The organism is Spirilliplanes yamanashiensis (assembly GCF_016863475.1).
Lineage (GTDB): Bacteria > Actinomycetota > Actinomycetes > Mycobacteriales > Micromonosporaceae > Spirilliplanes > Spirilliplanes yamanashiensis.
In genome coordinates, this window is sequence record NZ_BOOY01000029.1 from 159,544 (window position 1) to 185,834 (window position 26,291).

The following is a 26,291-nucleotide window of genomic DNA, read 5'->3' on the forward strand; positions in this document are numbered from 1 at the left end:
CGCTCTACAGCGGCAGCAGCGAGCGGTAGACCTCCATCGTCCGCTCGGCGATGGACGCCCACGAGAAGTGCTCGATGGCGCGGCGGCGGCCCGCCAGGCCCATCTCCGCGGCGCGCTTCGGGTCCTCCAGCAGCTCGGTGAGCCGCGCGGCCAGGTCGGCGACGAAGCGGTCCGGGTCGACCGGGGTGCCGCTGCCGTCGGTGACCTGCTCGATGGGCACCAGCAGGCCCGTCTCGCCGTCGGCCACGACCTCCGGGATGCCGCCGGTGGCGGTCGCCACGACGGCCGTCTCGCAGGCCATCGCCTCCAGGTTGACGATGCCCATCGGCTCGTAGACCGACGGGCAGACGAACACGGTGGCGTGCGTGAGCACCTGCACGACCTCGTGCTTGGGCAGCATCTCCTGCACCCAGATCACGCCGTCGCGCAGCCCGCGCAGCTGGGTGGCCAGGCCCTCGACCTCGGCGGCGATCTCCGGGGTGTCGGGGGCGCCGGCCAGCAGCACGACCTGGGCCTGCGGCGGCAGGTCGCGGCAGGCGCGCAGCAGGTACGGCAGGCCCTTCTGCCGGGTGATCCGGCCGACGAACACGACGCTGGGCCGGTTCAGGTCGATGCCCAGCCGCTCGATCACGTCGGTGCCGTGGTCCGGGGCGTACTGCTCGGTGTCGATGCCGTTGTGCACCACCCGGACCTTGCCGGGGTCGACCGACGGGTACGCGGCGAGCACGTCGCGCTTCATGCCGGCGGACACCGCCACGACCGCGTCGGCGGCCTCGATGGCGGTGCGCTCGGCCCACGACGACAGCGCGTACCCGCCGCCGAGCTGCTCGGCCTTCCACGGCCGCAGCGGCTCCAGGCTGTGCGTGGTGACGACGTGCGGGACGCCGTGCAGCAGCTTGGCGGTGTGCCCGGCCAGGTTGGCGTACCAGGTGTGACTGTGCACGATGGCGCTGCCCTCGCAGCCGGCCGCCATCTCCAGGTCGACGCCGAGCGTGCGCAGCGCGGCGTTGGCGCCGGCCAGCCCGGCCGGTTCGGCGTACGCGGTCACCCCCGGCTCGCTACGCTGGGCGCCGAAGCAGTGCACCCGCACGTCGGCGAGGCGGCGCAGGTCGCGCGCGAGGTATTCGACGTGGACGCCGGCGCCCCCGTAGACCTCCGGCGGGTACTCGCGGGTCAGCAGGTCCACGCGCAGCGCGGGTTTCGCGTTCGAGTCGGTCACGTCACGCAGAATATCGTTGATGTGCCTTGTTCGACTGGTGCGCGGCGACGCGGAAAGTTAGCGTCTGTGCATGGCTGTCAAGGTGCTAGCGATCGTTCTGGCGGGTGGGGAAGGCAAGCGCCTGTTGCCCCTGACGGCTGACCGGGCCAAGCCGGGCGTACCGTTCGGCGGCATCTACCGGCTCATCGACTTCGTACTGTCGAATCTCGCCAACGGCGGGTACCTGAAGATCGTGGTGCTGACGCAGTACAAGTCGCACTCGCTCGACCGGCACATCAGCAAGACGTGGCGCATGTCGACGCTGCTGGGCAACTACGTGACCCCGGTGCCGGCGCAGCAGCGGCTGGGCCCGCGCTGGTTCGCCGGCTCGGCCGACGCGATCTACCAGAGCCTCAACCTCATCAACGACGAGGCGCCCGACTACGTCATCGTCTTCGGCGCGGACCACATCTACCGCATGAACCCGCAGCAGATGGTGCAGGACCACATCGCCTCCGGCGCGTCGGTGACGGTGGCGGGCATCCGCCAGCCCAAGAGCATGGCCGACCAGTTCGGCGTCATCGAGGTCGGCGCCGACGGCCGGCGCATCTCGGCGTTCCGCGAGAAGCCGAAGGAGACCGAGGGGCTGCCCGACGCCCCGGACGAGATCTTCGCCTCGATGGGCAACTACGTGTTCAGCACCCGCGCGCTGTGCGAGGCGGTCAGCCGCGACGCGGCCGACCCGGACAGCAAGCACGACATGGGCGGCAACATCATCCCGATGCTCGTGGAGAAGGGCGAGGCGAACGTCTACGACTTCCGCGACAACGAGGTGCCGGGCAGCACCGAGCGCGACCGCGGCTACTGGCGCGACGTGGGGACGCTCGACTCGTTCTACGAGGCCCACATGGATCTCATCTCGACGCTGCCGGTGTTCAACCTCTACAACCACGAGTGGCCGATCTACACCAACTACGGCTCGTGGCCGCCGGCCAAGTTCGTGCACGGCTACGAGGGCCGCCAGGGCCGCGCCGTCGACTCGATGATCTCGCCCGGGGTCGTGGTGTCCGGCGCCCTGGTGGAGCGCTCCGTGGTGTCGCCGCGCACCCGCATCAACTCGTGGGCGCACGTCGAGGGCTCGGTGCTGATGGACGGCGTCGACGTGGGCCGCAACGCGATCATCCGCAACGCGATCATCGACAAGAACGTGGTGATCCCGCCGGGCATGGAGATCGGCGTCGACCTGGAGCGCGACCGCAAGCGCTTCACGGTCTCCGACGCCGGCATCGTGGTCATCGGCAAGAACCACCGCATCGACCCGGACGAGTAGCCGCCGGTCACAGCCGTTCAGGGCGTTCGCCGGCCACCAGCTCGCGGGTGGCCGGCGCCACCTCGGCGGCGAACCGGCGCAGGACGTCCGGGTTGTCGGACGACAGCACGAACGCGCTCATCCCGTACTCCAGGGTGAGCCCGGCCAGGTCCTCGGCCCACTGCTCGGCGGGCCCGTCGAGGAACGCCCGGCCGGTCGGCGCGAACCGCCCGGAGACGTTGAGCAGCCGCCGCACGGCCCCCGGGTCGCGCCCGGCGGCCTCCGCGCCGGTGTCGATGTGCCGGTTCAGCTCCGCCAGGTCGGTGATGCCGCCCGGCAGGTACGCCAGCGACGGCAGGGCCCCGTCGGCGGCGCGCCCGATCAGGCGCAGCATGCGCGGCTTGTAGGCGCCGACCCAGATCCGCACGTCGTGGGCCGGGGCGGGCCCGCGCTTGGCGCCGACGACCCGGTGGTGCGTGCCGGCCACGCTGACCGGGCCGGGCCGGTCGGCGTCCCACACCTGCCGGATGATCTCGATGCCCTCGGCCAGCGCGGCGACGGACTCCCCCGGCGTCAGCCGGGCCCCGCCCATCGCGGCGATGGCGTCGCGGAACCCGCCCGCGCCGATGCCCAGCTCGATGCGCCCGCCGCTGAGCCGGTCGAGGGTGGCGACGCTGCGGGCCAGCACGGCGGGCGGGCGCAGCGGCAGGTTGAGCACGTTGCCGGCGAGCCGGATCCGGCGGGTGCGGGCCGCCGCGTACGACAGCAGCGTCCAGGCGTCGTGCAGCCGCGGCTGGTACGGGTGGTCCTGGAAGGTGACCAGGTCCAGCCCGGCGTCCTCGGCGGCGACGGTCAGCTCGACGGCGCGCTGCGCCGGTTCGGCCGCCGGCGTCACGAACGCGCCGAACAGCAGGTCGTGCCCGTAGTCGGTCATCGGTCCCCCACGCTGAAGTTGTCGCGGAACAGGGCGCCCGGGTCGTAGCGGCGTTTGACGTCGCGCAGGCGGGCCAGGGTGGCCGGCGGGAAGGCGTCGGCGACCCGGTCGAGGCGGGTGTCGAAGCTGAGGTACAGCCCGTCGACGTGCGGCGCCAGGCCGGCCCAGGCGGCGTCGAGGCGGCCGGCGTCGGCGCCCATCGCGATGACGGAGAAGTTCGCCGACCGGTGCGCGTAGGCGGTGTGGTCGGGCGGCACGTCGGCGACGGCCCCGCCGACGGTGCGGATCTGGAACCAGTGCGCGGCGCCGCCGGCCAGCAGCGCGGCGGCCGCCGCCGCGAACTCCGGCGTCAGGTGGGTGACCAGGGCGGACCGGGTGACGGGCTCGCCGGAGCCCCGGTGGTGGCCGGGCGCGGCGTTGTCCATGACGGCGGCGTACGAGGTCATGACGACCTGCTGGTCGTACAGCGGCCCGGCGGCGGCCAGCGGCGTCAGCGCCGCCACGACGGCGTCCGGGTCGGCGTTGTCGACCATGGCCATGAGCTGCGCGTACGCGGGGCGGCCGGGGCGCGTGGGGCCCATGATGAGCTGGCCGCTGACGTCGCGCGGCGCGGCCTCGACGGCGGCGCCCCACGCCACCAGCAGGGCCGCCGGGTCGTCGGCGCCGACCACGAACCGGGCCCAGCCGACGTCGCCGACCGGGTCGGCGGTGAACTCGAAGGCGGTGACGACGCCGACGTTGCCGCCGGCGCCCCGCACGGCCCAGAACAGGTCGGGGTGGGTGTCGGCGTCGGCGCGCACGGTGCGCCCGTCGGCGAGCACCACCTCGGCGGCGCGCAGGTGGTCGATCGTGAGCCCGTGCCTGCGGGCCAGCCACCCGATGCCGCCCGCGGTGGCCAGCCCGCCCACCCCGACGCCGCCGTAGTCGCCGGAGCTGAGCGCCCAGCCGTACGGGTGCAGCGCCCGGGCCACCTCGCCCCAGCGGGCGCCCGGCCCGACCCGGATCAGCCGCCGCCGCTCGTCGAGCACCTCGACGGCGTTCAGGGCGCCCACGTCGAGCACGATCCCGCCGTGGTTGGTGGACCGGCCGCTGATGCCGTGGCCGCCGCTGCGCACCCCGAACGGCAGGTCCGGGTGCGCGGCGGCGAACGCCAGGGCGTCGGCGACCGCGGCGGCGGACGACGCCCGCAGCACGATGCCGGGGCGGCCGCCGCGCAAGTAGGTGTTCCGAACCCGGGGGTAGTCCGGGTCGCCGGGCGCCACCGCGGTCAGCGAGGCGGGCACGGCGTCACGGTCGATGCCGGGTCGGCGGCGCGCGGGGGCGCCGGCGGCGGCGGGGGCCGCCCGCAGCGCCGGGGCGACCTCGGCGGCGAAGCGGTCCAGGCCGGCGGCGTCGCCGGCGGCCACCAGCACGACGTCCGCGGCGAGCGGCAGCACGTCGGCGGCCGCGGCACCGGCCGGCACGACGACGACCCGCCGGACGGCGACGGCCCCCCGCCCGGCCGCGACGGCGGCCTCGGCGGCAGCCACGTGCGCGGCGGAAGCGGCGGCCGCGTGCGCGGCGGAAGCGGCGGGGGCCGAGCCGGCGGCCGAAGCACCGGCCGAGGCAGCGGCCGGGAGGGCGGCCGGCACGGCGGCCGGGAGGGGCGTGAGCAGGCCGTCGGCGCGGCGGCCTGCCAGGTCGGCCGAACCGGGGTCGTCGCCGGTCACCCACAGCGGCACGCCGCGCACCGCGTCGAGGGTCGCGGCCAGCTCGCCGGCCGGGCCGCCCACCGCCACGGTGAGCCGGCCGCCGGACAGGGCGTCCAGGGTGGCGGCGGCGTGGCCCAGCACGGCGGGCAGGCGCGGCGGGCGGGGCAGCACCGCGACCAGGCCGGCGCGGCGAGTGCGCGCGGCGACCCAGCTCAGCGCAGTCCAGGCGTCGGGGCCGTCGGCGGCGCCGGTGACCGCGACGAGGTCGTACCCGAGTGTCTCGGCGTGCGCGGCGAGCCCGGCGGCGGCGCCGGCGGTCAGCAGCGCCCCGATCTGGAGGACCATGGGGTCATGGATAGCGCGATCGTTGACCGGGCAACAACCTACGGCGGGGAGTGCAGGGTGCGCGACGGGCTGACCCCGTACCGCTGCCGGTAGGCGCCCGCGAAGCGGCCCAGGTGGGCGAAGCCCCAGCGGTGCGCCACCTCACCCACGCCGGTCTCGCGCGGGTCGGCCAGCCGCAGCTCCTCGTGGGCCTTCTCCAGCCGCAGCTGCCGCAGGTAGACCAGGGGCGGCATGCCGACGTAGCGGCGGAACGACTCCTGCAGCACCCGCACGCCCACCCCGGCGGCCACGGCGAGGTCCGCCGCGGTGAACGGGTACGCCGGCTCGGCGTGCATGGCGTCCAGCGCCCGCTTCACGGTGCGGGGCCGCAGCGTCGGCATGGGCGGGTGGGGCTCGCCGAGGTCGCGGCGGTCCAGGGCCACGGCCAGGCCGCCCACCACGAGGTGCCGCCAGCGGTGCGCCATGAGCGGCTGGCGGACCAGCCCGCCGGGTTCCGCCAGCTCCTCGCGCAGCAGCCCGAGCAGCGCGGCCCAGCCCCGGCCCGGCCCGGACGCCAGGTCGATGCTGCCGGGCGGCACCGTGGGGTTGCCACCGTGCACGGCGGCCAGTTCGGTCTCCAGCGTGCTGCGTTCGACCTTGACGCTGAGCAACCGGCACGCGGCCGGCCACGCCAGCTCGATCGGGCCGACCGGGCCGAACACGGCGGCGCGCCGGCTGGTCGCCGTGACGACGCTGTCGCCCTGGCGGCTGCGCATGCCGCCCTCGACGGGCACCAGCACGTGGTACGCCGTCTCCAGGTCGGCCGTGTCGAGCCGCATGTCGGCGCCGTAGCGGACGTCGGCCACGGTCAGCGGGCCCATCTTGACGGCGGCCCCGGCGAACGAGAAGTCCTCCACGCGCCCGACGGGCCGGCTGCGCAGCGGGTAGTCGTACAGCTTGTCACAGAAGGCGCGGGCCTCGTCGACGTCACCCGTGCGCAGCCGGACGTGCCGTGGCTCGTCCTGCTTCTCGTCGGTGACTGCGCCGGGTTGTTCCATACGCACCCACAGTAGTCCGCCCGCGGCCGGAGCGCCGCTTTCAGTCGGGCCAGATGAACTCGGCGACGCCGCCGTCGGGCACCGTGACCCAGCCCGCGGCCGTGCCGTCGTCGCGCCACACCGTGTACTGCCCGGCGGCGAGCCCGTCGATGACCGCGCAGTAGGTGATGCCGGTGCTCACGTGCCGGGCCCGCACGGCGGCGTGGGTGCGCCGCTCGCGCCCCGGCCCGACCGGGCTGACCTCGATCTCCAGGCCGTGGCTGCGCGGCGCGGTGTGGATGACCAGCGCGCCGCGGCCGGAGCCGATGTCGAGCATCACGGTCCCCTGCCCGGACGGGGCCAGGGTGTGGTGGTGCACGTGGTCGTGCGCCGGGGCGCTCACCGCGGGTTCCGGAAGCCGTCGTAGGGCAGCCCGAGGTACGGGAAGTGGTCGAGGAACCGGGCCGACACGTCCTTGGCGCTGAGCCCCTGCGCCACCTCGGCGGCCGCCCGGTCCGGCTCGAAGTCCTCCACCACCAGCGGCGCGGTGGCCCCGGCGACGGCGCGCAGCGCGACCGACACGACGTCGTCGCGCACCCGGCGCCCGTTGGGGAAGCCGGCCAGGTCGCCGCCGAGGATGCCGAACCGGTTCTCGTCGTCGGTGGGCTCGATCGCGGTGTTCAGCCGCAGCATGTCGGCCTGCACCTCGCCGGTGCTGTTCTGGAAGCCGTCGATCAGCCCCTCCGGGATGCCGGTCAGCAGGATGGCGACCAGGTCCGCGCGCGGGGTCTCGTCGGCGTTGAGCGCCGCCAGGTTGTCGAAGGCGCCCGGGTAGAGCGCGGGCAGCAGCGTGGCCAGCTCGGGCCGCTCGACGAACTCGGCGAACCGCTTGTCCTCCGCCGGCGGCAGGCTGTTGAACAGGTCCTTCTGGGCCATCGGGATGATGACCTCGTTGACCAGCGGGTTGCCCAGCCGGGACACCTGCACCTGCGGGCCGACGAAGACGTCCTCCAGGTTGTCGCTCTGGCGCACCTGCACCTGGCGGCGGCTGGCCGAGGTCCACACGCCGATGACGGCGCCCGCGTCGTCGGCGCCGACCTCCCGGCGGCCGCCCCGGCGCACCTCGGCGAGCGGGATCTGCAGGGCGATGCTGTGCACGTTCATCCGGTCCAGGGCGTTGACGGCGTCGGCGCCCTCCTCGGCCAGGGTCTTGCCGATGACGTGCAGGTTCTGCAGCGGCCGCAGCGTGCCCAGGTCGAAGATGGCGCCCAGGTCGACGAAGAAGCCGTCGGCGCGCTGCCCGGCGAACACGCGCTCGCCGTTGCCCAGCCTGTAGACGGCGTCGCGGGCCAGCTTGCCGTAGTCGGGGATGGACGCCGGGCCGATGTTGCACGGCGGGCAGGGCACCTTCTTGGCCAGCACGGTGCTCTTGCCGTGCGCGTCGACCCGGGTCACCGAGTAGAACTGCTTGCGGTTCCAGTTCTCGCTGTCGAGGCTCTCGATGGGGCCGGTGTTGTAGAGGAACGTGCGGTCGTTGGCCAGCTCGGTGCGGAAGCGGAACTGGTACGACAGGTCCGGGCGGCCGTCGCCGTTGTTGTCGATGTGGATCTCGTAGAGCACGTCGTCGCCGAACTCGAAGAAGTTGGGCCCGGCGGCGGGCAGCTGCATCGGCACGTAGTTGGCGATCAGCGTGACGGTGTCCGGCTTGTCGGGGCTGACGAACGCGTACAGGTCGGAGCTGTCGGCGACGGGGTCCTTGCTGATCTCCGGCGCTTCACGGTGCGAAGACATCTGGGGCAAACCTCACGACGTTGGGGAGCGGGGGGCGGCGAGGGTCAGCGGTCGACGGCGGCGAGCAGCCGGTTCATCAGGTCGGCGTCCTTGACGGTGACCCGCTTCGCGCCGTGGAAGACGTCCCACGTGCCCTCCGCGTCGCGCAGCGAGACGACCAGCGGCCCGGCGCCGGCGGCGGTCTTCTCCCGGGCCAGGCCGATCCCGGCGACGCTCGCGGCGGCCGCTCCGGCGCCGACGGTGGCCGCCACGGTGAGGACGCGACGGCGGGTCAGCCGCGGGAACCGGTTGCCGTACGGGATTCGGGTCATGGTCTGCCTTCCTGGCACGGCGCGAACTGCTCGGGGGGCGCGCCTGACGGGGTCGGGACGCCCATCAGTACGGGGTCGGCAGATGCTTCGTTCAACGGTTCTGCGGCCGCCGGTGGATGCCCTGCGCGTTGCGCGCCGCCCGCATCCGCATGAGCGCCAGGGCGCCCGTGACACCGAACAGCACGATCAGCGCGGCGCTCATGATCTGCTGCCCGAGCGCGATCCGGTCGCCGACCGGTTCCGCCCTGCTCAGCCACGACTGCCCGCCGCCGGAGTCGGCCCCGTCGGCCGGCGGGGGCGGCGGCACCTCGGCGAGCCCGGCGCTGTCGCCCGGCGACGGGGCGACCGAGGTGGCGGGCGCGGCCGGGGCGGACGCGCCCGGCGGCCGCCCGCCCTTGACCGCCGGCGGACGCACCCCGGCGGGCGGGGCGGCGGGCGGGGCGGCCGGCGGCACCGCGGGCTGCTGCCCGCCCGCGGCCCGGATGTCGAGGTCCGAGCACGAGTAGTAGGTGTCGGGCGTCGAGGAGTTCTGCCACACGGTGTAGAGCACGTGCCGGCCGCTGCGGTCGGCGGGCAGCCGGCCGCTGAACGTGTAGTTGTCGCCGGTCAGCGGCACGTTGCTCGCCGTGATGAACGGGGCCGCGTCGAGGCTGCCCCAGGTGAGCGGGCGGGCCGGGTCGTAGCCCTGCCGGGTCAGGTAGACCCGGAACTGCCCGGCGTGCGGGATCGGCGCCAGGTAGTGGATCTGCAGCGGTTCACCCGCGGTGACGCCGGTCGCCGGCCAGTCGGCCCGGGGCAGGTCGAGGCCGCGGAAGTCGGGCTGGCTGGCGCTGCACAGCTGGCCGTCGGGGATGAACTGGCGGTCCTTGCCGTTGACGAACGGCACCCGGATGTTGTCCCACGAGCCGAACGGGCGCCCGTTGGCGGCCAGCGCCGCCCGGCACGCCGCCGACGCCGCCGTCGGCATGTCGGGGCGGCACGCGAACGAGCGGCTCACCGGGCTGCTGGGTGCCCCGTGCGCCGCCGCGGGCGCCGCCGGCCCGAGCGCCACCGCGGCCAGGACCCCCGCCACAGCCGCCTGCCGCACGGCCCTGGTCGCCTGCTGCCGGACCTGCATGTGCCCTCCTCGGCTCGCGGGCGCGTTCCACCCCCCGGGGCGGAACGCCTCCGTGTGATCTCGTACGGAGATCGACTGTGAGGCGTTCACCACGCTGCGTCAGAGATCGATGTGTGCCCTCCCGGGCAGCCCGTCGCGGTGCGCCCGGGCAGGCCGCGCGGGCGGCTGTGGTTGAGTGGCGGGGCACACCAACGTCAGGAGGACGACATGGAGAAGCCCGACGTCGGCCCGATCGAGGGCGCACCGCCCGCGGATCTGGTCGTGGAGGACATCACGGTCGGCGACGGCCCGGAGGCGAAGCCGGGTTCGTACGTGGCCGTGCACTACGTCGGCGTCTCGCACTCGGCCGGCACGCAGTTCGACGCGTCGTACGACCGCGGCGAGCCGCTCGAGTTCGGCCTCGGCGCCGGTCAGGTGATCCAGGGCTGGGACCAGGGCGTCAGCGGGATGAAGGTGGGCGGGCGGCGCAAGCTGACCATCCCGCCGCACCTCGGCTACGGCGACCGCGGCGCCGGCGGGGTCATCAAGCCCGGCGAGACGCTCATCTTCGTGGTGGATCTGCTCGGCGTGCGCTGAGCCGCGCGGCGAGCACCCGGGCCGCCGGGACGGGCCGGCACACGCAGTGGTGCCGGCCCGCACCGGGCGGCGTCGCGGCCGGCGCGGCCGGCGATGCGGCGTCCGGTGCGCCGGACGGGTGGCCGGGCCGCGCCGGCGCGGGGGGAGCCGCGCCGGCGCAGCACGTCGCGTGCTCGGCCAGGGCCTCCTCCACGGAGGGGCCGAGCGGGATCATCCCTGGCTCCCCAGGGCGGCGCAGGACGCCTCGTCGGGCAGCAGCGGGCGCAGCGTGACCGTCCACTGCTTGCCGCCGGACGTCCACGGCGTCAGGGCGTTGGCGTCCTTCGCGGCGGCGAGCACCTCGCCGACGTCGGCGCCGGTGACGGTGGCGCAGCCCAGGCCGGCCGCGCCGACGTCGCCGGGCAACTGCGGGCCGGGCCACTCGCGGGCGGGCGGGGCGCTGATGCCGGGCTCGTCGGTGTTCTTCCACGGCACGGCGATCGCGGCGAGCGCGGCCGGCTCGTAGGGGGCGCCGGCCGTGCCCTGCAGGGCGCCCAGCTGCTCGACGAACGCCGACAGCTTCTGCCGGGCCGTCCGCTGCGCGGCGGTGAGGGCCGGGTCGTCGGGCATGGCCTCGCCGAGCGCCACCACCTCGACGGACTGGGTGCCCTCGGCGGTGACGACGGTGACGCGGGTGTTCGGCGCGTCGGCCACGTTGGGGCGGCCGAAGTCGGTGCCGTTCCTCACCCCGGCTGCGGTGGCCTGCCGCACCAGGTCCTGCACGACCTCGGGCTTGACCGTGGTGACCTGCACGCTGGGCAGGGCGGGCGCCGGGTAGATCATGATCTGCGGGCCGGGCGTGATGAGCCGCCCGTCGTCGTACAGGCTGACCAGCGGGATGCGGCTCAGCGTGACCTCCGGCGTGATGAAGCCGCCCACGTGGGCGACCCGCAGCACGGGTGCCTCGCCCGCGGCGGCCGGGTCGGACCCGGTGGAGCCGTCGGGGGACGGCGCGCCGGTGCTCTCGGCGTCGCCGGCGGAGCCGGCACACGCGGCGCCGAACAGGAGCAGGAACACGGCGGCGGCCGCACTGATGCCGCGGAGTCTGGTCATAGGTGGTCCGACGCGGGTCACGGGCGGCGGGTTCCCCGGAGATCCGAGAAAAGTCAGAAGACGATGCACACCTTGCCGCCGGCGCCCTCGGCGGCCACCCGGTACGCCTCCGCCGCCTCGGCCAGCGGGTACCGGTGCGACACCACGACGTCCGGGCGCAGCCCCCAGCGGGCCAGGTTGGCGAGCAGGTCGGCCATGTGCCGCACCGAGGTGACCCACGAGCCGTACAGCGTGATCTGCTTGTGGATCAGCAGCTCGGACACGGCGAAGCTGACGGTGCCGCCCTCCCCCACGAACGCGCACCGGCCCCACGTGCGGGTGTTGGCCAGGGCCAGCTCGCGGGCGGCGGCGCTGCCGGAGCAGTCGATCGACGCCTCGGCGCCCCGGCCGCCGGTCAGCTCGGCGATCGCCTCGGCCGCGCCGTCGCCGGCGGGCACCGCGTGGTCGACCAGGCCCAGGTCGGCGGCGAGCTTCAGCCGGTCGGGCGAGAGGTCGGTGCCGATGATCGGCCCGGCGCCCATCGCCCGGCCCAGCATGGCGGCGGCCAGGCCGACCGGGCCCAGGCCGGTGATGAGCAGCCGGTCGAGGCCGGAGACCCGCAGCCGCAGCAGCGCCTCGTACGCCGTGCCGAACCCGCACGACACCAGCGCCCCGTCGGCGAACGACAGCTCGTCGGGCAGCACCAGGCAGGTGCGCTCCTCGGCGAGCAGGTACTCGGCGTGCCCGCCGTCGCGCTGCCAGCCGTAGGCGGCGCGGGTCGGCGCGGTGCAGCCGATCAGGTAGCCGTGCCGGCACTCGTCGCACTGCCCGCACCCGGCGATGTGGTAGACCGCCACCCGGTCGCCCACGCCGATCCGGTGCACGCCCGGACCGACGGCGACGACCTCGCCGCACGGCTCGTGCCCGGCGATCACCCCGCGGTACGCCTCGGCGCCGTGCCCGAGGTGCTCGCGGTAGATGGCCCGGATGTCGCTGCCGCAGATGGACGAGGCCTTCATCGCGAGCAGCACCTGGCCGTGCCCCGGGGAGGGCACGGCCACGGTGACGTGCTCGACGGTGCTGTCGCCGGGCAGGCGTACCCCGGCCATCGTCTCGGTCATCACCACACTGTCCTACTTGACGGAGCCCAGCGACAGGCCCTGCACCAGCTTGTCCTGGGCGGCGAAGCCCGCGACCAGCACCGGCAGCGAGACGACGAACGCCGCCGCGCACAGCTGCGCCAGGAACAGGCCCTGGCTGGTGACGAAGCTGGTGAGGAACACCGGCGCCGTCTGCGCCACCGTCGCCGTGAGGACCCGGGCGAACAGCAGCTCGTTCCAGCTGAAGATGAAACAGATCAGCGCGGTGGCCGCGATGCCCGGCATGACGACGGGCGCGATGACCGACCGCAGCGTCTTGGCCAGCCCGGCGCCGTCGACCGACGCCGCCTCCAGCATCTCGACCGGCACCTCGGACAGGAACGAGCGCATCATCCAGACCGCGATCGGCAGGTTCATCGAGGTGTAGAAGACGATCAGCAGCCAGATGTTGTCGAGCAGCCGGGTGTTCTGGGCGAACAGGTACAGCGGCAGCAGGCCCGCCACGACTGGCAGCATCTTGGTCGACAGGAAGAAGAACAGGACGTCGGTCCACTTCTTGACCGGCCGGATGCTGAGGGCGTACGCGGCCGGGATCGCCAGCAGCAGCACGATGATCGTGGAGATGACGCTGGCGGTCAGCGAGTTCAGCAGCGGCGGCCACGGGCTGGCGCCGCCGGTGAAGAACGACCGGTAGCCCTCCAGGGTCAGCGGGGCGAACACCGACGGCGGGTTCGTGGCGGCGGCGGCCTCGCTGTGGAAGGACGTCAGCACCATCCACACCACGGGCAGCACGAACAGGATGCCGACGACCCAGGCGAGCAGGCTCAGCAGCGCGCCGCTGCGGGGCTTGCGGGGCTTGCGCGGCTCGCCGGCCTCGGTGCGGGTGGCCGGAACGGGCGCGGTATCGGTGACGCTCATCGGCCGGATTCCTCTCGGAACAGCGACGACACCGTCCGCAGGGCGAACGTCGCGATGATGATGGTGCCGATGACGACGACCACGGCGGCCGCGGAGGCGCGGCCGTAGTCGTGGGCGTTGTAGAAGGTCTGGTAGACCGCGTACGGCAGGTTCGCCGTGCCCAGGCCGCCGGAGGTGATGGTGAAGACCGCGTCGAAGTTCTGCACCACGTAGATGGAGCCGAGCAGGCCGCCCAGTTCCAGGTACTGGCGCAGGTGCGGCAGCGTCATGTTGGTGAAGATCTGCCAGCTGGTCGCGCCGTCGATGCGGGCCGCCTCGATGACGTCCAGCGGGCGGCTCTGCAGGCCGGCCAGCAGGATCAGCATCATGAACGGCGTCCACTGCCAGACCAGCGACGCCACGATGGCGCTCAGCGGCATGCTGGAGATCCAGTCGGGCTGCGGCGGGTCGGCGCCGAACAGGCCCCACAGCCACGTCAGCGCGCCGTTGAACAGGCCGTACTCGGGGTTGTAGAGGGCGTGCTTCCACAGCAGCGCCGCCGCGACCGGCACGACGAGGAACGGCGCGATCATCATGGTGCGCACGGCGCCCCGGCCGCGGAACGAGCGGTCGAGCAGCAGGGCGATGCCCAGCCCGAGCAGCAGGCTGATGATGACCACGCTGGCGGTGAGCAGGATGGTGGTCCACACCGCGTCGCGCATGTTGACGTCGGTGAGGACCCGCTGGAAGTTGTCGAAGCCGGCGAAGCCGATCTCGTCGGGGTAGTACGCGTTCCAGTCCATGAACGAGATGACCAGCGTCGCCACGAACGGCAGCTGGGTCACGACGATCATGAACACGAGCGCGGGCAGCAGCGGCGCCCGGCGGGCCCAGGCGGACGCGCGGCGGGCGCCGGACGGGCGTTCGGGTGGGGTGGCCGTGCCGGGCCCGGGCTTCTCGACCGCGAGCGTCATGGCGTCTCTCCTCTCGATCGCGGCGGCTACAGCCGGGACCGGTAGCGCTCGGCGACGTCGTCGGCGAGCTCCTGACCCCGGTCGAGTGCCTCGTCGACGCTCATCTGGCCGGCGATCGCCGAGCTGACCCCCTGCGACACCTGGGTGCCGAGGTCGGTGAACTCGGGGATGTCGACGAACTGGATGCCGATCGCCGGGCGCGGCTGCACGCCGGGGTTGCGGGGATCGGCGCTGGAGATCGCGGCGCGGGTGGGTTCGGCGAACGCCGACGCCTCGGCCAGGTACTCCTGGTTGGTGTACGTCGAGGCGCGCTTGCCGGCCGGCACCCGGGACCAGCCGAGTTCCCGGCCGACCAGCTGCTCGTACTCGGCGCTGGACGCCCAGGAGATGAACTTCCAGGCGTTGTCCTTCTTGTCGCTGGCCTGCTGGATGCCCCACGACCAGGCATACAGCCAGCCGGAGCTCTTGGTCTTCTCGACCGGCGCGGCGACGTAGCCCATCTTGCCCTTGACCGGCGAGTCGGCGGCCTCGAGCGAGCCGGCGGCGCTGGTCGCGTCGTACCACATGGCGACGTTGCCCTGGACGGTGTTGTTGAGGCACTCGGTGAAGCCGGCCTGCGCCGCGCCGGCCTCGCCGTGGGCGCGGACCAGGTCGACGTAGAACTGCACGGCCCGCTTGAACTCGGGGGCGTTGACCTGCGCCTGCCAGTCGGCGGTGAACCAGGTGCCGCCGAACGTGTTGACGACGGTGGTCAGCGGGGCGAAGACCTGGCCCCAGCCGGGCTGGCCGCGCAGGCAGATGCCGTTCATGCCGGGCACCTTGTCGTCGACCCGGGCGGCGATGTCGGCGACCTGCTGCCAGGTGGGGTTCGCGGGCATCTGCACGCCCTGCTGCTCCAGCACGTCCTTGCGGTACATGAGGAACGACGACTCGCCGTAGAACGGCTGGCCGTAGACCTTGCCGTCCTCGGCGGTGAGCGACAGGCGCATCGGCTCGAGGACGTCCTGCTGGTTGAAGCCCGGGTCGGCGGCGATGTAGCCGTCGAGCGGGGCGATCCACTCGCTCTTGGCGTAGATGGGGATCTCGAAGTTGCTCAGCGAGGCCACGTCGTACTGGCCGGCCTGGCTGGAGAATTCCTGGCTGATCTTGTCGCGGACGTCGTTCTCGGGCAGGACGGTGAAGTTGACCGGGATGCCGGTGCGGGCGGTGAAGTGCTGCGCCGTGAGTTTCTGCAGGTCGATCATCTGCGGGTTGTTGACCATGAGCACGTCGATCGCCTCGGCGCCGCCGGCGCCCGCGTCCGAGCCGCCCCAGCCGGCGCAACCCGTGACGCCCATCGTGAGGAATGCCGCTGCCGCCGCGAGCGCGGGGCGCAATCGTGCGAGGACCATGCCGCCTCCTCGGTGAGGCTGTCGCCGGGTGCCGTTATTGCCCCGGAAACAATCCGGTCATCAGTACATGCCTGAGATCGACGCCTGTCAACAGAGCGTCACAGTCGTACCACGTGATGGAATCGCCGCAGGTCACCCCGGCGATCGGCCGTCTCTCAGCCGCGCAGCCCGCCGGTGGCCAGGTGGGCGAAGGCCGCCGCCAGGTCCGGGCGGGTGCGCGGCGCGCCGACGTAGCCGCCGACCGGCGCGACGGCCCGCTCCAGCGCGGCGACCGCCGCGTTCGTCCCGCCGAACACCACGATCGCCAGGTCGACCGGCCGGTCATCGGCGCGCGCCCCGGCCAGGTCCGCGGCCAGCCGGTCCGGGTCGGCCGGGCCGGCCGCGCCCGCGCCGCGCCCGTCGAGCACCACCAGCACCCGCTGCGGCACGCCGGGGCGCCAGCCGTCGCGGGCGGCGGTGTACGCCGCGAGCACCGCCGCGTCCGGCGGTCCTGCCCGGCCCGCCGGGGCGAGCGCGTGCAGGCCGCCGGCCAGCGCCGCCCGGCGCCCGGCGTCGAGCGGGCCGGGCCGGACGACGACCCGGTGGCGCCGGCCCGCCAGCGTCCACAGCCCGGCGCGCGCGTCGGCCGGCAGCGCGTCGACGACCTCCTGGGCGCAGCGCTGCGCGTCGGTCAGCAGCGGCTCGTCGCCGCCCGGGGCCGGTCGCGCGGTGCCCGCCGCGGTGTCCAGCACGACCAGCACGTCGGCGCGGCGGTCGGCGGCGTACCAGGCGGCGAACACGCGGTCGACGGCCGGGCCGTCCAGGTCGGCGGCGGGCGCGGCGGCGAGGTCGGCCGCGGCCCGGCCGCCGGCGGGCACGGCGCCGTCGGGGGTGCGCAGCCCGGCCGCGGCCAGGGCGGGCGCGGCCGGCGGGCCGGTGAGCGCCGCCCGCAGCCGGGCCAGGCCGCCGGTGCGCAGCGGGTCGGCGGCGGCGGCCGCGCTCGGCAGGTAGGTGAAGCGCAGCAGGGCGGACGCGTCGCCGCCCGGCCGGACGCGCATCCCCGGGCCGGCGGCGCCCAGCGCGTGCTCGGCGACCAGCCCCACCTCGCGGCCGGCGGCGGGCAGGGCGGGCCCGGCGGTGCTGCGGGCGGTGCGCCGGGCCCGCTGCAGCCACATGGCGGCGGCGTCGGCGCCCGCGTCCGCCCGGATGGCGGCGGCGGCCGCGCCCGCGCCGACCAGCCCGGCGCCGGAGCGGGCCGGATCGGTCAGCGCGAGGGTGCGCCGCCCCTCGGCGACGGCCCGGGCCAGCGCGAGCCAGGTGGCGGGCGGCTCGGCGTCGCGGGCGAGCATCAGCACCGGGCTGGTCGCCACGACGGTGCCGGCGCCCGCCGCGTCGCGGGCCGGCGTGAACGCCCCCGCCTCGGTGGCCCAGGCGCCGTCGTCGGGGATCCACACGTCGGCCGGGGCCGCGGCGGCGGCGTCACCGGCGGTGCGCCCGTCGGCGGTCACCACCGCGAGCGCCACGCAGTCCGTCCCGGCGGCCAGGCCCGGCGCCAGCGCGGTGAGCACCGGCGCGTACGCGGTGGCGGCGACGACGGTCAGCGGGGTGCACGGGGCGGCCGCGGACGGCCCGTCCCGGCCGCCGTCGCGGCGCAGCAGCGCGACGCCGGCCGCGGCCGCCGCGACGATCAGGACCGCCGTCACGGTCAGCCATCGGCGGGCGGTGCGCCGGCCGGCGCGGTGCTTCGCCATGACCCTCCCCGGAACCCCGCCACCCCCGTGTCCGCGCAGGTGGCGACGGGTTCAAGGATGCCAGGTGTTCGCTCGCGACGGCACTGCGTGACGGCGCGGGGGATCAATGGGCGGGCATGTCGGACACGCCGGGTGATCGGTTCAGGCGACGCGGGCGGCGGCGTCCCCGAGGCTCACCACGTCGCCGGGGAACAGCTGGCGGCCCCGCCGGTCCTCCACCTCGCCGTTGACCCGGACCTCGCCCGCGCCGATGCGCCACTTCGCCTCGCCGCCCGTGTCGATGAGGTCGGCGAGCTTGAGGAACTGGCCGAGGCGGATCATCTCGCCGTCGATGGGCACGTCGCGCATCGGCCCATCATGCCGGGCGCGGAAATTTCTCGCGCCGCGGCTGAACCATTCCCGGCCGCGGTACGAACTATCTGCCGTGAGGGTGCACCGGATCGCTTCTCGGGCAGGCGTGCTGGCCGGCGCCGCCACGGCCGTGCTGATCGGCCTGGCGGCCCCGGCCTCCGCCGGCGTCACGATCTCGCCGAACACGGCCGTGCAGGGCACGGGCGTCAACGGCGACTTCACGATCACCAACGACCACCCGTCGTCGGCGATCACGACGGTGACGCTGACCCTGCCGGCGAACCACCCGATCCCGGAGGTCTACCCGCTGTCGGCGGAGGACTGGGCGCCGCGGCTGACGACGCGGCGGCTCGACCCGCCGGTGCCGGGCCTGCACGGCAGCATGATCGACCAGGCCACGGCCACCGTGGTGTGGACGGCGATGCCCGGCCGCGCGCTGCAGCCCGGGAAGAAGGCCGACCTGCGGATCGCGATGGGTCCGCTGCCGGAGGCCGACCACATCGTGTTCACGGTGCAGCCGACGTACGCCGACGGCAGCACCGGCCCGGCCACGGGCAACGGCGCCACCGACTTCGGGGCCACCCGGGTCGCGATGAAGCTGACCCCGGCCGTGGTGGCGCCGCTCGACCCGGTGGACGAAGCCGCCATCACGCCGACCGTGCAGGAGCCCGGCACCGGCGCGTGGGCGGTGTCCGGCTGGATCGCCGCGGCGGTCTTCGCGGCCTTCGGCGTCGTGGCGACGCTGCGGGCCCGCCGCGAATGGCGGCACACGGACGACCCGGCGCCGGGGGCGGCGCCGGTCGGTAAGGAAGTCCAGGACGACGACGGTGCGCGTGAGCCGGCGGTGGCCGGCCCCCGCGTGACGTCCTGGAGCTACCGCGACGGTCCCTGACCGGAGCGGGAGGAGGGCGACGACGGCCAACTGCGGCAACAGGACCGTCGGCCCGGCAGGGGCGGGGCGGGGAGTGGCGGCTCCCCGCCCCGCGCTGCATGACCCACACCCGCCCGCAGGAGCGATCAGGGTCACGCAAGATCATGGCAGATGCTGGGACGGGCGTGTGCCCGCCGCCCACCCGTCTGCGTAAGGTTTGCTCGACGGTGACCGACCGCGCTCGGAGGACGACGCACGATGGACCAGGCCCTTCAGTTCCAGCCGGAGAACAGTGACGCCCGTAACGCCCCGCCGGCGACGATCGTCATCTTCGGCGCCTCCGGTGACCTGACCCGGCGCAAGCTGATCCCCGCGGTCGCCAACCTCGCCCGGCACAACCGGCTGCCGCGCGAGTTCGCCGTCGTCGGCGTGGCCCGCACCCCGATGGACGACGCGGAGTTCCAGCGCACCGTCCTGGGCGACAAGGGCCTCGGCGACCTGGCCCGCATCGACGGCGGGCTGCGCTACGTCTCCGGCGGCTACGACGACCCGGAGACCTACAAGCGGCTCGCGGTGCTGCTCGACGAGCTGGACGCCCAGCGCGGCACGTCCGGCAACCGGGTGTTCTACCTGTCCACCCCGCCGCAGGCGTTCTCGCACGTCATCGAGGGGCTGGCCGGCGCCGGGCTGAACCGCACGCACGAGCAGGGCTTCGCCCGGCTGGTCATCGAGAAGCCGTACGGCAGCGACCTGGCCACCGCCCGCGCGCTCGACGCCACCGTGCACGCCGCGTTCGACGAGCCGCAGGTCTTCCGCATCGACCACTACCTGGGCAAGGACACCGTCCAGAACGTGCTGGCGCTGCGCTTCGCCAACGCGATCTTCCAGCCCATCTGGAACCGGTCCTGGGTCGACCACGTGCAGATCACCGTGGCCGAGACGCTCGGCGTGGGCACCCGGGGCTCGTTCTACGAGACCGCCGGCGCGATGCGCGACATCGTGCAGAACCACGTGCTGCAGGTGCTGGCGCTGGCGCTGATGGAGCCGCCCGCGTCGTTCGACGCCGAGGCCGTGCGCAACGAGAAGGTCAAGCTGCTGCAGGCGATCCGGCTGCCCACCCACCGCGACATCGACGAGCTGGCGGTGCGCGGCCAGTACACCCGCGGCGGCACCCGGGACAACCTGATGGCCGGCTACCGCGACGAGCAGGGCGTCGACCCGCTGAGCCGGACCGAGACGTACGCGGCGATGCGGCTCAACGTCGACAACTGGCGCTGGGCGGGCGTGCCGTTCTACGTGCGCACCGGCAAGCGGCTGCCGGCCCGTGTCACCGAGGTGGCGCTGCAGTTCCAGCGCCCGCCGCACCTGCCGATCCCGGGCGCGCAGCTCACCGAGCTGGACGCGGACGCCCTGATCCTGCGCATCCAGCCGAACGAGGGCATCAGCCTGCGCTTCGGCGCGAAGGTGCCCGGCCATTCGTTCCGGGTGCGCACGGCCAGCATGGAGTTCTCGTACGACGCGACGTTCCGCGAGGAGAGCCCCGAGGCGTACGAGCGGCTGCTGCTCGACGCGCTGATGGGCGACCCGACGCTGTTCATCCGCACCGACGAGGTCGAGCAGTGCTGGCGCATCGTCGACCCGATCATCGACCGCTGGGCGAACGACGACTCGCCGATCCCGACCTACGAGGCGGCCAGCTGGGGCCCCACGGACGCGGACCGGCTGATCAACCGCAGCGGCCGCAGCTGGCGCAACAACCTCTAGGCCTGCCGCGCCGGCCGGGCCCGCAGCGCCGCGAGGGCCCGGTCGGCGTGGTCGGTCATGTTCAGCTCGCTGTGGATGACGTCGACCACCCGCCGGTCGGTGCCGATCACGAACGTCATCCGGCGGCTGCTCAGCGCGCCGAGCGGCAGCCGCCGCCGGACCCCCATCCGCTCCGCCACCGCCTGATCAGGATCGGACAGCAGCGGGTAGTCGAAGCCGTGCCGGTCCGCGAACTCGGCCTGCCGCTCCACCGCGTCGCGGCTGATCCCGACCCGCTGGGCGCCCACGGCGGCGAACTCGGCGGCCAGGTCGCGGAAGTGGCAGCTCTCCTTGGTGCATCCGGTGGTCATCGCCGCCGGGTAGAAGAACAGCACCACCGGTCCGTCCCGCAGCAGGTCGGTCAACCGGCGGGGGGTGCCCGTCTGGTCCGCCAGCTCGAAGTCCTCCACCAGATCGCCGACGCGCACCGGACCACCCCTCCCCCGGCCACCGTTCGGCCGGCCGCCCGTCGACCCTACCGGGCCGCCGCGCAAGATCAATCCGTGTCGATTACAGCGGAATCGCCGGGAGCGCCTAGGGTGAAGGGACCCCCGTCCGCTCCGACCCCCTCCCCGTTCACCCCTCTCACCGGAAGCGACACCATGCAGGTCTCGGTCGCGCACCGCCCCCCGAACACGGCCGTACTGACGCTGCGCGGCTCCCTCGACATCGACACCGCGCCCGCCCTGCGCGCCAACCTCCGCCGCCTCGTCGAACGCCCCGCCCCGCACGTCGTCGTCGACGTCGCCGGCCTGGACTTCGTCGACTCGATGGGCATCGGCGTGCTGGTCACGGGCCACAGCCGGGCGATGGAGCACAACGGCTGGGTCCGGCTCGCCGGGCCCTCGTCGTTCCTGCGCCGCCTGCTCGACACCCTCGGTCTCGGCGAGCACCTCGAGCTGTACCCGGACGTCGACGCGGCCATCGCCGGCGCCGGCACGGGCACCGCCCAGGCGTAACCCTCCGGCACCGCGAGGCGCCGCGCCCCCGCTGCGGGGACGCGGCGCCTCGTGCGTGCGGGGTGTCAGCTGGTGACGCCGAACACCACCCGGCCCAGCGTGTTCTCCACGCCGGTGAAGCCCTCGCCGGGGTTGAAGTCGTCGTGGCCGAAGTCCACGTCGATGTCGTCCGCGGTGCCGCCGACGCCGTCGGGGCCCACGCCGAACATGTTCGGGAAGTTGCCGCCCTGGTCCATGAGGTCGGGGTGCGGGTTGAACTGGTCGACGTGCCAGTTGCCGAAGAAGTGCCCGGCCTCGTGGCTGACGACGTTGCCGAACGCCCGGCCGACGAACGCGATCCGGTCGCTGGCCGGGGTCAGGTAGGTGTTCAGGGTGTACGACTCACCGGCCGGCTCGCTCAGGTAGTCGAGCAGCACCAGCGCCGTCTCCTGGGTGTTGAAGTTGCCCGGGTCGATGGTCTGGGCGATGCCGATGGTGTCCACACCGGACTCGTCGACGGTGCCGCCGATGATGACCCGGCTGACGTTCGGCTTGCCGAAGGTGTCGGCGTGGTCGCGGCTGTTCGTCACCTTGATCTTGAACCGGGTGTTCAGGCCGGAGTCGATGAGGTCCTGCCGGACGTTCTCCTCCACCGCGGCGACGACGGCGTCGATGACCGCGTCCTCGTCGAGCCGGGTCAGGCCCCACCGCGACAGGAAGCCCGCGAACGGGCTGAGCTGCACGACGCCCGGGCCGCCCCAGACCGCCGTGTTGACCCGCGCCCCGTCGAAGTCGAGGAAAAGCGTCTGCACCGGCTTGTTCTTCTCCAGCACCGGGCGGTACGCCTCGACCGTGATGTCGTAGCTGCCCGCCGTGGCGGCGCTGACCGCCACGAAGTGCCAGCCGGCCTCCTCCGCGACGTGCTCGGTGACGGCGTTGCCGCCGCCGGGCAGCGGCGACTCGATCGGGTACAGGGCGCTGGCGTCCTGGCCGGAGCCGTGCGCCAGGCGCGGCAGCGTGTCGTAGATGTCGAGCTGGGTGGCGGCGCCCTTGACGCTGGCGCCCAGCACGTCGCCCTTGCGCAGCTTCACCGCGTAGAAGTCGCGGTCGTCGACGGTCGCGCTGATCGTGACGTCGTACAGGCCGGTGCTGCCGCTGCGGTCGCCGCTCGCCGGGTCGTACGGGTCGGCGGGCAGGTTGCCGTAGCCGGCGACGACCAGGAAGTACGGGCCGGGCGCGGGCACCGGGAAGCGCAGGTAGCTGTCGCGGTCGAGGCCGACGTCGTCGTTGCGGGCGACGGGCGCGCCCGCCGCGTCGTAGAGCACCACGATGGAGTCGAGGTCGCTGGCCGGGGTGTCGACGTCGACGACGATCACCTGCCCGGCGGTGGCCGCGATCCGGTAGAAGTCGAAGTCGCCGGTGCCGGTGCCGGCGGTGCCGTGTGGGCCGTCGCCGATCGTGGAGCCGGGGATGCGCACGCCGTTCGTGCTGCCGCCGAGGCCCAGGTCGGACGCCAGGGTGATCGACCCGTTGTCCTCGCTGAACGGGGTGCGGCTGGCCGGGCTCGGGCGCTGCGGGCTGAGGGCGCCGAGCACCCGCGCCTTCGGGTTCTTGCCGGCGGCGGTGCCGAAGTCGCGGACGAGCTGGCCCGCGGACGGCTCGTCGTTGCCGCCCCAGGTGCCGGCGGGCTCGTCCTCGTCGACGACGAGCGGCGGCAGCGCCACGGCGCGCGACGCGCGGGCGCGCTGCTTGGCCTCCGCGGCGGCCTGCTTCTCCAGGCGGTTGACCCAGCCGGAGTAGTCGGCCTTCGCCGGGTCGGGCAGCAGGGCCAGGAACGGGTTCGGGCCCGCGGGCGCGGCGCCGGCCGCGGCCTTGGGCGCGACCGGGATGCCCGCGGCGAGCGCGGCGGCGTCCGCGGCGCTCGGTGCGGAGCCGCCCGCCGGCGCGGCGGTGGCCGCTGCGGCGGGTGTCAGCGCGACGAAGCCCAGCAGGCAGGCTCCCAGAGTCGCGACGGTTCGGCGCATGAAGTGTCCCCCTTCAGCCTCATCCGGGCTCCCGCCACGGACGGCAACGGGAACGCTACTGAAGGGCGCGGACGAAATCTACCCGTCTCGATGTCGCATGCCCGTCCACAGTGTCAGGCCGCGACCGAGCTCAGCGCCGCCACCGCCGCGCCCCGCGCGCCCGCCATGTCCAGGTCGGGCACCAGGGCGAACGCGGCCGCCCGCGCCTGCTCCAGCCGCAGCTGCGTGTGCTCCTGCACGGTGGTCAGGAACCACTGCCGGAACGCCGGCTCGGCCTCCACCACCCCGCCGCCGAGGAAGTACGCCGCCGGGTCGGTGAAGTTCGCCGCGATCGTGAACAGCCGCCCGATCGCCTGCGCCTGCTGGCCGAACACCGCCCGGGCCAGCGGGTCGCCGCGCTCGCCGTAGCCGCGCAGCAGCTTCGCCGCCCGGGCGACGGGCTGCGCCGCCAGCTCGTGGTCCGGGAACCGGGTCAGCCAGTACGGCAGCAGGTTGTTGGCGATGCCGGTGAGCGAGGCGATGCTCTCCACGTCGCCCAGGAAGCCGCAGTTGCACCGCGGCACCGGCTGGTCGTCCTCCAGCAGCCCGTGCAGCGGGATCTGCACGTGGCCCAGCTCGCCGGCCATGCCCGCGACGCCGCTGATGACCCGGCCCTGCTCGACGACGCCGCCGCCGAGCCCGGTGCCGACGATCGCCGCCACCGACGAGCGCACCGCCGCGTCCTCGCCGAAGTGCGCGTGGTGGGCGTAGAGCGCGGCCGCGTTGGCGTCGTTGTGGTAGACCACCGGCAGGCCGATGCGGGTCTCCAGCGCCGTGCGGATGTCGAAGCCGAACCACTCGGGGGCCGAGAAGTTCGTCGAGCCCTTCGACGAGATGACGCCGTCGGCGCTGGCCGGGCCGGGCGTGTCCAGCCCCACCGCCCGCACCAGCGTGCGCGGCGTGCTCGTCAGCTCCAGGATGTTCTCGAACGCCTCGGCCAGCGACTCGACCGCCACCGCGGGTCCCTCGAGCACCCGGCTGGGGTTCTCCACCAGGCGGTCCACCAGATAGCGACCCGTGGCGTCGAGCACGGTCGCGTTGTTGCAGGTGCCGCCGTTGTCGAGGCCGACCACCACCCAGCTGGCCGGCGTGCGCACCGTGAGAGTCACGATGCCGACTCTACGGCCGCGCCCCGCCCCCGGCGACAGCTGCGCGAAACCGGAACCGCGCCCGGCCGGGTGCCGGCCGGGCGTGGACCGGTGGCGGGTGGGTTGCGCCGCCCGGGTACCGCTCAGCGGGGTGCCGGGCACCCCGATCGGAGCGCCATGACGGTCGCCGAAACCACCCGCCGCCACGTCCTCGCCGGTGCCGCCGCCGTCGGCGCCACCGCCCTCGCCGGGAGCCTGCTGGGTGCCGCGCCGGCCGCCGCCGCCACGGCCACCGCCGAGGTGACCAACCGCTCGCTGGTCGGCGAGGACCAGGCCCTGCACCTGCTGCGCCGGGCGACCTACGGCCCCACCCCGCAGAGCATCGCCGAGCTCAAGGCGCTGGGCGTCAGCGCCTGGCTGGACCGCCAGCTCAACCCGGCCGCCATCGCCGACCCCGCCTGCGACGGACTGCTCGCCCGCCTGCCGCTCGTCGGCCTCGACATCACCCGGACCCGCGCGCAGCTGGCCAAGAACTCCTACGACGGGTTCAAGCAGCTGGGCCGCGCCACCGTCGCCCGGGCGATCTGGAGCAACCGGCAGCTGCTGGAGACCGTCGTCGAGTTCTGGCGCAACCACCTGCACGTCGCCGCCCCGTCCAGCGGCGTGTGGGACAGCCGCTGCGACTACGACCGCACCGTCGTGCGCGCGCACGCCCTGGGCCGGTTCGCCGACATGCTCAAGGCCAGCGCCCGCCACCCGGCCATGCTGACCTACCTCGACAACCGCTCGTCGACCCGGTCCAAGCCGAACGAGAACTACGCCCGCGAGCTGCTGGAGCTGCACACCGTCGGGCTGATCTACAGCGAGGACGACGTGAAGCACGGCGCCCGGCTGCTGTCCGGCATGACCGTCTCGTCGGCCGGCACGTATGTCTACGACACCGCGCGGCACGCCACCGGCGCCGTGTCCATCCTCGGCTTCAGCCACGCCAACGCCGTCGCCGACGGCGAGAGCGCCGCCCTGGCGTACCTCGACCACCTCGCCATGCACCCGGCCACCGCCCGCACCATCGCCCGCAAGCTGGTCGTGCGCTTCGTCGCCGACGAGCCGCCGGCGACGCTGGTCGACGCCCTCGCGAAGGTGTACCTCGACAACCGCACCGCGATCGTGCCGGTGCTGCGGGCCCTGTTCACCTCGTCGGAGTTCGCCGCGTCCGTCGGCGCCAAGACCCGCACGCCGCTGGAGGACCTGGCCGCCACCGTCCGCGCCCTCGGCCTCGGCCCCGAGGCGACCGGCACCGCCGGCCTCGACGCCCTGTACAACGGCCTGGTCAACGCCGGGCACGCGCCGATGCGGTGGAGCCCGCCGAACGGCTTCCCCGACGTGGCCGCCGCGTGGGCGTCGCCGTCGGCGTTCCTGCTGCGCTGCAACAGCCACCTCAACCTGGCCGCCGGCTGGTACCCCAAGCAGCTCACCCGCCCCGCGGACCTGCTCAAGGCGCTGGTGCCCGTCCGGCCCGTCACCTACGGCGGCCTCGTCGACGCCCTCGCCGTCCGGCTGATCGGCGTCAAGCTGCCCCCGGCCCAGACCGCCGCGGTGCTCAGTGTCACCGGCAAGCTGCCGACCAGTTCTCTGAGCAGCACCGACACCGCGGTCGCCGGCCACCTGCCGTACCTGATCGCGCTCGTCCTGGACGCGCCCGCCTTCTCCGTTAGGTGAATCCTGT

Annotated in this window: 24 protein-coding genes; 6 read left to right on the top strand and 18 right to left on the bottom strand. The window is 74.3% G+C overall.

Translation table 11 applies throughout. The features are described from left to right. Positions 1-4 precede the first annotated feature (4 nt). Entirely contained in the window at positions 5-1,219 is a 1,215-nt protein-coding gene (gene glgA / locus Sya03_RS20715; protein WP_239107716.1) for a glycogen synthase, read from the bottom strand. Between the two features lie 70 nt (positions 1,220-1,289). Here glgA and glgC point away from each other — a divergent pair, with 70 nt between their 5' ends. Further along, on the top strand, positions 1,290-2,528 hold the full coding sequence (glgC, locus tag Sya03_RS20720; RefSeq protein ID WP_203939998.1) for a glucose-1-phosphate adenylyltransferase: 1,239 nt from the start codon (positions 1,290-1,292) through the stop codon (positions 2,526-2,528). Positions 2,529-2,535: 7 nt separating this feature from the next. Here the strand turns inward: glgC and Sya03_RS20725 are convergent, their stop codons facing one another. From Sya03_RS20725 to Sya03_RS20755, 7 genes are all read right to left on the bottom strand, one after another. After that, positions 2,536-3,441 carry an LLM class flavin-dependent oxidoreductase gene (locus Sya03_RS20725; RefSeq protein ID WP_203939999.1) on the bottom strand — a complete coding sequence of 302 codons (906 nt, stop codon included), beginning with the start codon at positions 3,439-3,441 and terminating at the stop codon, positions 2,536-2,538. After that, on the bottom strand, positions 3,438-5,477 hold the full coding sequence (locus tag Sya03_RS20730) for an LLM class flavin-dependent oxidoreductase (protein ID WP_203940000.1): 2,040 nt from the start codon (positions 5,475-5,477) through the stop codon (positions 3,438-3,440). Before Sya03_RS20730 ends, Sya03_RS20725 begins: the two co-directional genes overlap by 4 nt. 38 nt (positions 5,478-5,515) lie before the next feature. Continuing rightward, the gene (locus tag Sya03_RS20735) at positions 5,516-6,514 is read right to left on the bottom strand and encodes an AraC family transcriptional regulator (RefSeq protein ID WP_203940001.1); all 999 of its coding nucleotides are present in this window, start codon (positions 6,512-6,514) and stop codon (positions 5,516-5,518) included. A 40-nt stretch (positions 6,515-6,554) separates the two neighbouring features. After that, positions 6,555-6,896, bottom strand: coding sequence for a phospholipase (locus Sya03_RS20740; protein ID WP_306891784.1), 342 nt, complete (start codon positions 6,894-6,896; stop codon positions 6,555-6,557). Beyond that, positions 6,893-8,284 (bottom strand): DUF4331 domain-containing protein, encoded by a 1,392-nt coding sequence (locus Sya03_RS20745; RefSeq protein WP_203940002.1) that lies wholly within the window; start codon positions 8,282-8,284, stop codon positions 6,893-6,895. Before Sya03_RS20745 ends, Sya03_RS20740 begins: the two co-directional genes overlap by 4 nt. A 44-nt stretch (positions 8,285-8,328) precedes the next feature. Next, a complete protein-coding gene (locus tag Sya03_RS20750) occupies positions 8,329-8,595 on the bottom strand; it encodes a hypothetical protein (RefSeq protein ID WP_203940003.1) in 267 nt (88 codons plus the stop codon). Positions 8,596-8,686: 91 nt separating this feature from the next. Beyond that, on the bottom strand, positions 8,687-9,712 hold the full coding sequence (locus Sya03_RS20755) for a lytic polysaccharide monooxygenase (protein WP_203940004.1): 1,026 nt from the start codon (positions 9,710-9,712) through the stop codon (positions 8,687-8,689). Between the two features lie 207 nt (positions 9,713-9,919). Between Sya03_RS20755 and Sya03_RS20760 the strand changes: the two genes are divergently transcribed. After that, positions 9,920-10,288 (top strand): FKBP-type peptidyl-prolyl cis-trans isomerase, encoded by a 369-nt coding sequence (locus Sya03_RS20760; RefSeq protein ID WP_203940005.1) that lies wholly within the window; start codon positions 9,920-9,922, stop codon positions 10,286-10,288. A gap of 210 nt (positions 10,289-10,498) precedes the next feature. Here Sya03_RS20760 and Sya03_RS20765 read toward each other — a convergent pair whose 3' ends face one another. The 7 genes from Sya03_RS20765 to Sya03_RS20795 form a co-directional block, all read right to left on the bottom strand. Beyond that, a complete protein-coding gene (locus Sya03_RS20765; RefSeq protein ID WP_203940006.1) occupies positions 10,499-11,380 on the bottom strand; it encodes a hypothetical protein in 882 nt (293 codons plus the stop codon). Between the two features lie 53 nt (positions 11,381-11,433). Beyond that, positions 11,434-12,480, bottom strand: coding sequence for a zinc-dependent alcohol dehydrogenase family protein (locus Sya03_RS20770; RefSeq protein ID WP_239107717.1), 1,047 nt, complete (start codon positions 12,478-12,480; stop codon positions 11,434-11,436). A gap of 12 nt (positions 12,481-12,492) precedes the next feature. Continuing rightward, positions 12,493-13,377, bottom strand: a complete 885-nt coding sequence (locus Sya03_RS20775; protein WP_239107718.1) for a carbohydrate ABC transporter permease — start codon at positions 13,375-13,377, stop codon at positions 12,493-12,495. After that, positions 13,374-14,330, bottom strand: a complete 957-nt coding sequence (locus Sya03_RS20780; protein ID WP_203940007.1) for a carbohydrate ABC transporter permease — start codon at positions 14,328-14,330, stop codon at positions 13,374-13,376. Before Sya03_RS20780 ends, Sya03_RS20775 begins: the two co-directional genes overlap by 4 nt. A 26-nt stretch (positions 14,331-14,356) precedes the next feature. After that, a complete protein-coding gene (locus tag Sya03_RS20785) occupies positions 14,357-15,721 on the bottom strand; it encodes an ABC transporter substrate-binding protein (protein WP_203940008.1) in 1,365 nt (454 codons plus the stop codon). A gap of 155 nt (positions 15,722-15,876) precedes the next feature. After that, positions 15,877-17,451: a substrate-binding domain-containing protein gene (locus Sya03_RS20790; protein WP_203940009.1), complete on the bottom strand. Its 1,575-nt coding sequence runs from the start codon at positions 17,449-17,451 to the stop codon at positions 15,877-15,879. Between the two features lie 141 nt (positions 17,452-17,592). Next, on the bottom strand, positions 17,593-17,799 hold the full coding sequence (locus Sya03_RS20795) for an RNA-binding S4 domain-containing protein (protein ID WP_203940010.1): 207 nt from the start codon (positions 17,797-17,799) through the stop codon (positions 17,593-17,595). 76 nt (positions 17,800-17,875) lie between these two features. Between Sya03_RS20795 and Sya03_RS20800 the strand changes: the two genes are divergently transcribed. Continuing rightward, positions 17,876-18,694, top strand: coding sequence for a DUF1775 domain-containing protein (locus Sya03_RS20800; protein ID WP_203940011.1), 819 nt, complete (start codon positions 17,876-17,878; stop codon positions 18,692-18,694). A 237-nt stretch (positions 18,695-18,931) separates the two neighbouring features. Beyond that, positions 18,932-20,437 carry a glucose-6-phosphate dehydrogenase gene (zwf, locus tag Sya03_RS20805; protein ID WP_203940012.1) on the top strand — a complete coding sequence of 502 codons (1,506 nt, stop codon included), beginning with the start codon at positions 18,932-18,934 and terminating at the stop codon, positions 20,435-20,437. On the opposite strand, the gene Sya03_RS20810 is transcribed toward zwf, so the two are convergent. Continuing rightward, positions 20,434-20,904, bottom strand: coding sequence for a peroxiredoxin (locus Sya03_RS20810; protein ID WP_203940013.1), 471 nt, complete (start codon positions 20,902-20,904; stop codon positions 20,434-20,436). The genes zwf and Sya03_RS20810 overlap by 4 nt on opposite strands. 174 nt (positions 20,905-21,078) lie before the next feature. Between Sya03_RS20810 and Sya03_RS20815 the strand changes: the two genes are divergently transcribed. Continuing rightward, entirely contained in the window at positions 21,079-21,435 is a 357-nt protein-coding gene (locus Sya03_RS20815; protein WP_203940014.1) for an STAS domain-containing protein, read from the top strand. A gap of 65 nt (positions 21,436-21,500) precedes the next feature. Here Sya03_RS20815 and Sya03_RS20820 read toward each other — a convergent pair whose 3' ends face one another. Both Sya03_RS20820 and Sya03_RS20825 read right to left on the bottom strand, forming a co-directional pair. Further along, positions 21,501-23,438 (bottom strand): PPC domain-containing protein, encoded by a 1,938-nt coding sequence (locus Sya03_RS20820; RefSeq protein WP_203940015.1) that lies wholly within the window; start codon positions 23,436-23,438, stop codon positions 21,501-21,503. A 113-nt stretch (positions 23,439-23,551) separates the two neighbouring features. Next, the gene (locus Sya03_RS20825) at positions 23,552-24,586 is read right to left on the bottom strand and encodes an ROK family protein (protein WP_239107719.1); all 1,035 of its coding nucleotides are present in this window, start codon (positions 24,584-24,586) and stop codon (positions 23,552-23,554) included. A 156-nt stretch (positions 24,587-24,742) separates the two neighbouring features. Here Sya03_RS20825 and Sya03_RS20830 point away from each other — a divergent pair, with 156 nt between their 5' ends. Further along, positions 24,743-26,284, top strand: coding sequence for a DUF1800 domain-containing protein (locus Sya03_RS20830; RefSeq protein WP_203940016.1), 1,542 nt, complete (start codon positions 24,743-24,745; stop codon positions 26,282-26,284). Positions 26,285-26,291: the final 7 nt, after the last annotated feature.

Bases quoted from the DNA above. Each gene is read 5' to 3' on its own strand.
- Sya03_RS20785 (WP_203940008.1), bottom strand. From the start codon at position 15,721: ATGGTCCTCGCACGATTGCGCCCCGCGCTCGCGGCGGCAGCGGCATTC.
- Sya03_RS20765 (WP_203940006.1), bottom strand. From the start codon at position 11,380: ATGACCAGACTCCGCGGCATCAGTGCGGCCGCCGCCGTGTTCCTGCTC.
- Sya03_RS20820 (WP_203940015.1), bottom strand. From the start codon at position 23,438: ATGCGCCGAACCGTCGCGACTCTGGGAGCCTGCCTGCTGGGCTTCGTC.
- Sya03_RS20750 (WP_203940003.1), bottom strand. From the start codon at position 8,595: ATGACCCGAATCCCGTACGGCAACCGGTTCCCGCGGCTGACCCGCCGT.
- Sya03_RS20790 (WP_203940009.1), bottom strand. From the start codon at position 17,451: ATGGCGAAGCACCGCGCCGGCCGGCGCACCGCCCGCCGATGGCTGACC.
- Sya03_RS20770 (WP_239107717.1), bottom strand. From the start codon at position 12,480: ATGACCGAGACGATGGCCGGGGTACGCCTGCCCGGCGACAGCACCGTC.
- Sya03_RS20725 (WP_203939999.1), bottom strand. From the start codon at position 3,441: ATGACCGACTACGGGCACGACCTGCTGTTCGGCGCGTTCGTGACGCCG.
- Sya03_RS20735 (WP_203940001.1), bottom strand. From the start codon at position 6,514: ATGGAACAACCCGGCGCAGTCACCGACGAGAAGCAGGACGAGCCACGG.
- Sya03_RS20795 (WP_203940010.1), bottom strand. From the start codon at position 17,799: ATGCGCGACGTGCCCATCGACGGCGAGATGATCCGCCTCGGCCAGTTC.
- Sya03_RS20745 (WP_203940002.1), bottom strand. From the start codon at position 8,284: ATGTCTTCGCACCGTGAAGCGCCGGAGATCAGCAAGGACCCCGTCGCC.
- Sya03_RS20760 (WP_203940005.1), top strand. From the start codon at position 9,920: ATGGAGAAGCCCGACGTCGGCCCGATCGAGGGCGCACCGCCCGCGGAT.
- Sya03_RS20775 (WP_239107718.1), bottom strand. From the start codon at position 13,377: ATGAGCGTCACCGATACCGCGCCCGTTCCGGCCACCCGCACCGAGGCC.
- Sya03_RS20730 (WP_203940000.1), bottom strand. From the start codon at position 5,477: ATGGTCCTCCAGATCGGGGCGCTGCTGACCGCCGGCGCCGCCGCCGGG.
- Sya03_RS20830 (WP_203940016.1), top strand. From the start codon at position 24,743: ATGACGGTCGCCGAAACCACCCGCCGCCACGTCCTCGCCGGTGCCGCC.
- Sya03_RS20755 (WP_203940004.1), bottom strand. From the start codon at position 9,712: ATGCAGGTCCGGCAGCAGGCGACCAGGGCCGTGCGGCAGGCGGCTGTG.
- Sya03_RS20780 (WP_203940007.1), bottom strand. From the start codon at position 14,330: ATGACGCTCGCGGTCGAGAAGCCCGGGCCCGGCACGGCCACCCCACCC.
- Sya03_RS20815 (WP_203940014.1), top strand. From the start codon at position 21,079: ATGCAGGTCTCGGTCGCGCACCGCCCCCCGAACACGGCCGTACTGACG.
- zwf (WP_203940012.1), top strand. From the start codon at position 18,932: ATGGACCAGGCCCTTCAGTTCCAGCCGGAGAACAGTGACGCCCGTAAC.
- glgC (WP_203939998.1), top strand. From the start codon at position 1,290: ATGGCTGTCAAGGTGCTAGCGATCGTTCTGGCGGGTGGGGAAGGCAAG.